Genomic DNA, 5,456 nt, shown 5'->3' on the forward strand with positions numbered 1-5,456 from the left:
GTGCCCGCGCGGCCCGCGCGGCCCGCCGCGTCCCGCCGGACCGGCCGCCGGGGCGTCAGGCGTCGGCCGGGGGGACGCCCCAGGGACGGGCGAGGTGGGCGCCCCAGTCGCGCCAGAGGGGGCAGGGAAGCGCGGGCCGGCCGTCCATGAAGCGGTTGACCTCGTTGTAGTAGGCCGGGCGGATCGGCAGATAGGGATGCGCCACCCGCTGCGGGCAGGCGTTGCGGTCCACCGGCAGCCGCCAGCCGCCCGGCATCAGCGGCAGGTCGGTGGCCGAGGTGACGCTCAGCGAGCGCACCCGCTCCGGCAGCGGGCGGGCGATGATCCGTGACGAGGCTCCCACGTCGGCCAGCAGTTCGCGGGCGGCCGGTGCGTCCGGGTCGAACTGGAAGTCCAGCAGATCGGCCAGCGGCACGAGCAGGCGCAGCAGGTCGCCCGCCACCCGGCCCCGGCCGTTCTCGCCCTCCGGCGGATAGCCCAGCGGGCTCTCCGGGAAGGGCCCGACCAGCACCAGTGTCTCCACGCCCGGGGCCACGCCCTCGGCCAGCGCCTGCCACACCACCCAGACCGCGTGCGAGTGCGCGGCCACCGTCACCGGCTCGGGCAGCCTCCGCACCTGCTCGGCGAAGGCCTCGACCTGCTCGTGCAGCGGGCGCTGGGTGTCGGCCGGGCCGTACGGGCGGCCGGTGGTGATCGGGCAGCGGGCCGAGCGCTGCGGCTGCCCCTCCCCCGGCCCCGCGTACGAGTAGTAGTAGGTCTGCTCGCAGGTGTATCCCAGCCGCCGGACCTCGGTCTCGAAGATGGCGCCGCGCCCGGAGTGCGACCCGATGCCGGACATCAGCAGCAGCGACCCGGGGCGCGGCTCGGGACGCGGTCCGTACCCGGGATCGTCACGGGTGGCGACGAAGACCGTGGCGACGACCGCGAAGGCCGCCCCGGCCGCGGCCAGCCGCAGCAGCGGGCGCCCGCGGGGCGGCCGGACCAGCGCCGCCACGGCCACCGCCGTGGCCAGTGCCGAGACCGGCACCAGCCACACCGCCAGCGCGGGCCGGGCGTCCGCGAGCGCGCCGAGGGCCAGCAGCGCCAGGGCGTAGGGCAGCAGCACGGTGATGCGCAGCCCCCGCCGCCAGGACCGGCGCCAGGCGGTGCGCAGCCGTTCGGTGCCCTGCCACGGCAGCGAGGCGGTCAGGAACCAGCTCAGGGCGAGCAGCGAGGCCGCCGCCCAGAACAGCCGGGCGTAGAGCAGCGTCTGGGCCATGAAGTCAAGCTGCGCGACCAGCGCCAGCGGCAGCCCGGCGGCCAGATAGAACAGCAGCGCGAAACCGGCACGCCGCGCGGTGAGCCCGCCGAGCAGGATGGCCAGCACGGCCACCCGGAGCGCCAGCAGCAGGGCCAGCAGCGCCACGAACACCGGGTAGGAGGGCGCCCGGCTCAGCAGCACCCGCAGGTCCGTGAAGAAGTCGGCGGGCGGCAGGGCCACCAGATGCACCAGCCCCGGCCAGCGCGGCAGCACGCCGGCCAGGGCCAGCCCGGTCACCGCGGCGGCCAGCGCCGCCAGCGGCCACAGCCGGGATGCGAGTGCCGGCCCCGCCGCTCCGAAGACGGAAGCGGAACCGGATTCACCCTGCCGCGTGCCGCGCGGTGCTCTCAGCGGACCCACCTCCCGGGGTATACCACCTCGGTCCGGGCGGCGGGGCGGAAACCGCCGGGCGGTTCCCTGCCCGGCGGTTTCCGCCGCCGGAGTCCGGGCCGGGCCCGGCGCTGTCGGGCCCGGCGGGTCGCTCCGTCCGGGCCGGGCCCGGCGGGAGCGGGAGACAGGGAGGGCAACGGGGGGAACGGCAGGTGAGGGGACGGTGGGCAGGACGGACGGAAGGGAGCGGGGGGGACGTCGTCGTCGTGGGGCTCGTGGTGTCGATGGCTGGACGGAATCCGGTCGCATCGGGTCGGGGGGACAGGCGGGCGGGTGGGGTGGGCGGTGCCGGGGGGATGGGGATGGTGTGGGGATGGTGTGCGGTCGGGGTCGTGGGGTCATGCCGGTGCGGGGCGGCCTTCCCGCTCCGGTGATGCCCGCCGGGCAGCGTGCCGCCCCGGGAGGCCGGTCGGCGTCAGGCGCGGCGCGGAAGGGGGGCGGGACCGCCACCGAGCGCCGCCGCGCCCCGCGGGCCCGGCACGGCAAGCTCCCGGTGGTGCTGGTGCGGCGGCTGGTGGCCGTGGCGGCCCGGTGCCGCCGGGGCGCCCTCGCCGCCCACCGCCACGGAGATCCGCACCCCCTGGTCGGCCAGCGCCTCCAGTTCGGTGGCGGCCCGGCCGGCCTCCGGGGGCGGTTGGTTGGTGACCAGCTGGCTGATCATGTCGGTGGGCACGGTCTGGAACATGGTGTCGGCGCCGAGCTTGGTGTGGTCGGCCAGCACCACGACCTCGGCGGCGGCGTTGACCAGCGCACGGTCCACGCTGGAGGAGAGCATGTTGGAGGTGGACAGGCCCCGGGCGGCGGTCAGGCCGGCCCCGGAGAGGAAGGCCCGGGAGACCCGCAGCCCGTGCAGGGACTGCTCGGCCCCGCTGCCCACCAGGGCGTAGTTGGAGCCGCGCAGGGTCCCGCCGGTCATCACCACCTCCACCCGGTTGGCGTGCGCGAGGGCCTGGGCGACCAGCAGGGAGTTGGTGACCACCGTCAGCCCGGGGATACGGGCCAGTCTCCGGGCCAGTTCCTGGGTGGTGGTGCCGGCTCCCAGCACAATGGCCTCGCCCTCCCGGACCAGGCCCGAGGCGTACTCGGCGATGGCGGTCTTCTCGGCGCTGGCGGCCAGGGAGCGCTGCGGGAAGCCCGCTTCCCTGGTGAGCCCGCCGGGCAGGACCGCACCGCCGTGTCTGCGGTCCAGCAGCCCTTCGGCCTCCAGCGCGCGGACGTCACGGCGTACGGTCACTTCCGAGGTCTGGACGACACGGGCGAGCTCACGGAGCGACACGGCTCCGTTGGCCCGCACCATTTCGAGGATCATCTGGCGACGTTCTGCAGCGAACACAAAACCGACGGTAACGCCAAAGAGCGGGTCGTTTCAGCAGGTTACGCAAATACTCGGAAGTTGTCCCCTGATGGCGCCTCGGTGTGATATAGGACATCTCCCCCCGGGCCAGACATCCGGACATCTCCCCGGAGAACCGCCCTGACCTGCAACAACACCCGTCCGAAGGGCGGTTACGGCAGGTCCTCCGCCTTCCCGGTCTGAAGCTGACGGGCCGATTCGGCGATCGAACCCGACAGAGATGGGTACACCGTGAACGCTTTTGCGATCTGCTCGACAGTCAGGCTGTTGTCCACCGCGACCGAAATCGGATGGATCAACTCGCTGGCCCGCGGGGCGACCACCACACCGCCCACCACGATGCCCGTCCCCGGCCGGCTGAACAGCTTGACGAAGCCGTCCCGGATGCCCTGCATCTTGGCGCGGGCGTTGCGCATCAGCGGCAGCTTCACCGCCCGGGCGTCGATCCGCCCCTCGTCCACATCGGCCTGGGTGTACCCCACCGTGGCGATCTCGGGATCGGTGAAGATGTTCGCCGAGACGGTGTTGAGGTCCAGCGGCGCCACCGCGTGGCCCAGGAAGTGATACATGGCGATCCGGCCCTGCATGGCCGCCACCGAGGCCAGCGCCAGCACCCCGGTGACATCGCCCGCCGCGTACACGCCCGGCGCCGAGGTGCGCGACACCCGGTCGGTGCGGATGTGACCGGAGTCCTTCAGCCGCACCCCGGCCTCCTCCAGGCCCATGCCCTCGGTGTTGGGCACCGCGCCCACCGCCATCAGGCAGTGCGTGCCGGAGATGGTGCGCCCGTCGGAGAGCGTCACCTCCACCCGCTCCTGGCCGTCCGGCCCGGCCACCCGCTTGGCCGCGGCGGCCCGGGAGCGGGACATCACGTTCATGCCGCGCCGCCGGAAGACCTCCTCCAGCACGGCCGCGGCGTCCGGGTCCTCGCCCGGCAGCACCCGGTCCCGGGACGACACCAGGGTGACCCGGGAGCCCAGCGCCTGGTAGGCCCCGGCGAACTCGGCGCCGGTCACACCGGAACCGACCACGATCAGCTCGCGCGGCAGCTCCCGCAGGTCGTAGACCTGGGTCCAGTTCAGGATGCGCTCGCCGTCGGGGCGGGCGTCCGGCAGCTCGCGGGGGTGGCCGCCGGTGGCGACCAGCACGCAGTCCGCGACCAGCTCCCGCTGCTCGCCCTCCTGGCCGGTGACGACCACCCGGCGCGAGCCGTCGGGGGCCTGCGGGCCGTCCAGCCGGCCCGCGCCGCGCAGCACCCGTACCCCCGCCCGGGTGACGGAGGCGGTGATGTCATGCGACTGGGCCAGCGCCAGCTGCTTGACCCGGCGGTTGACCTTGGCCAGGTCCACGCCCAGCACCCGGGCGGCGGCGAGCCGGCCGCCGTCCGCCAGCGTGATGCCCAGTTCCTCGTGCGCGGACTCGAAGCTGGTCATCACCTCGGCGGTGGCGATCAGGGTCTTGGACGGCACACAGTCCGTCAGCACCGAGGCGCCGCCCAGCCCGTCGCGGTCGACTACCGTCACCTCCGCGCCGAGCTGCGCCGCCACCAGCGCCGCCTCGTATCCGCCAGGTCCGCCACCGATGATCACGATCCGAGTCACATGGCTCAGTGTCTCGCACCCGGTGGACGATCTCTCGCCGGGGCGGCCATCGAAACCGAAACCGCCGTACATCTCACACCGCGGGGGTGGCGGCCGTGACCCCGCCGCCGCGCTTGCCGGGCGGCGCGCGGTTTCCTTCCCGTACCCTGCCCTCCGTGACCGCTTCCGCCCGGCCGGCCTCGGCCCGGCGGCGGGGAGGCGGGCCACCGTCCCGGTTGGCGGTGCCGCGACACGGTGCCGAGACTGAGGGCGAAGTCCGTCCCTTCGAGAGGGGAGCCATGGAGCTCTACGCCGCCTACGCGGGAAATCTTGACGCCCGGCTGATGTCCCGGCGCGCGCCGCATTCGCCGCTGCGCTGCGTGGGCTGGCTGACGGGCTGGCGGCTCACCTTCGGAGGTGAACACATGGGCTGGGACGGTGCCCTGGCCACCATCGTGGAGGAACCGGTCTCCCAGGTCTTCGTCGGGGTGTACGACATCGCACCGGTGGACCAGGAGGCGCTCGACCGCTGGGAGGGTGTGGACCTGGGCATCTACCGCCGCCACCCGGTCACCGTGCACACCCTGGAGGGCGACCTGCGGACCTTCGTGTACGTGCTCAACGGCTACGAGGGCGGCCTGCCCTCGGCCCGCTACCTGGGCGAGATCGCCGACGCCGCGGAGTCGGCCGGCGCCCCGCACGACTACGTCATGGAACTCCGCAAACGCCCCTGCTGACCGCTGCTGCCGACCCGCTGCGCGGAGCCCCGCCGCCCGCCCGCCGCCTGCCCGCCGCCCCTGCTCACGGCCCGCCCGCCGCGCGGGCCGCCGCC

General features: G+C 74.5%; 4 protein-coding genes. 1 reads left to right on the forward strand and 3 read right to left on the reverse strand.

The window, feature by feature from the left end; translation table 11 throughout:
- Positions 1 to 55: 55 nt before the first annotated feature.
- From GQS09_RS26670 to GQS09_RS26680, 3 genes are all read right to left on the reverse strand, one after another.
- Positions 56 to 1,660 (reverse strand): hypothetical protein, encoded by a 1,605-nt coding sequence (locus GQS09_RS26670; RefSeq protein ID WP_207958323.1) that lies wholly within the window; start codon positions 1,658 to 1,660, stop codon positions 56 to 58.
- A 445-nt stretch (positions 1,661 to 2,105) separates the two neighbouring features.
- Positions 2,106 to 3,023 (reverse strand): DeoR/GlpR family DNA-binding transcription regulator, encoded by a 918-nt coding sequence (locus GQS09_RS26675; RefSeq protein ID WP_313896353.1) that lies wholly within the window; start codon positions 3,021 to 3,023, stop codon positions 2,106 to 2,108.
- Positions 3,024 to 3,196: 173 nt separating this feature from the next.
- On the reverse strand, positions 3,197 to 4,654 hold the full coding sequence (locus GQS09_RS26680; protein WP_165990106.1) for an NAD(P)H-quinone dehydrogenase: 1,458 nt from the start codon (positions 4,652 to 4,654) through the stop codon (positions 3,197 to 3,199).
- A 269-nt stretch (positions 4,655 to 4,923) separates the two neighbouring features.
- On the opposite strand from GQS09_RS26680, the gene GQS09_RS26685 reads away from it, so the two are divergent.
- The gene (locus tag GQS09_RS26685; protein ID WP_165990103.1) at positions 4,924 to 5,361 is read left to right on the forward strand and encodes a gamma-glutamylcyclotransferase; all 438 of its coding nucleotides are present in this window, start codon (positions 4,924 to 4,926) and stop codon (positions 5,359 to 5,361) included.
- Positions 5,362 to 5,456: the final 95 nt, after the last annotated feature.

This window comes from Streptomyces sp. YIM 98790 (genome assembly GCF_011421595.1).
GTDB lineage: Bacteria > Actinomycetota > Actinomycetes > Streptomycetales > Streptomycetaceae > Streptomyces.

Bases quoted from the DNA above. Each gene is read 5' to 3' on its own strand.
- GQS09_RS26685 (WP_165990103.1), top strand. From the start codon at position 4,924: ATGGAGCTCTACGCCGCCTACGCGGGAAATCTTGACGCCCGGCTGATG.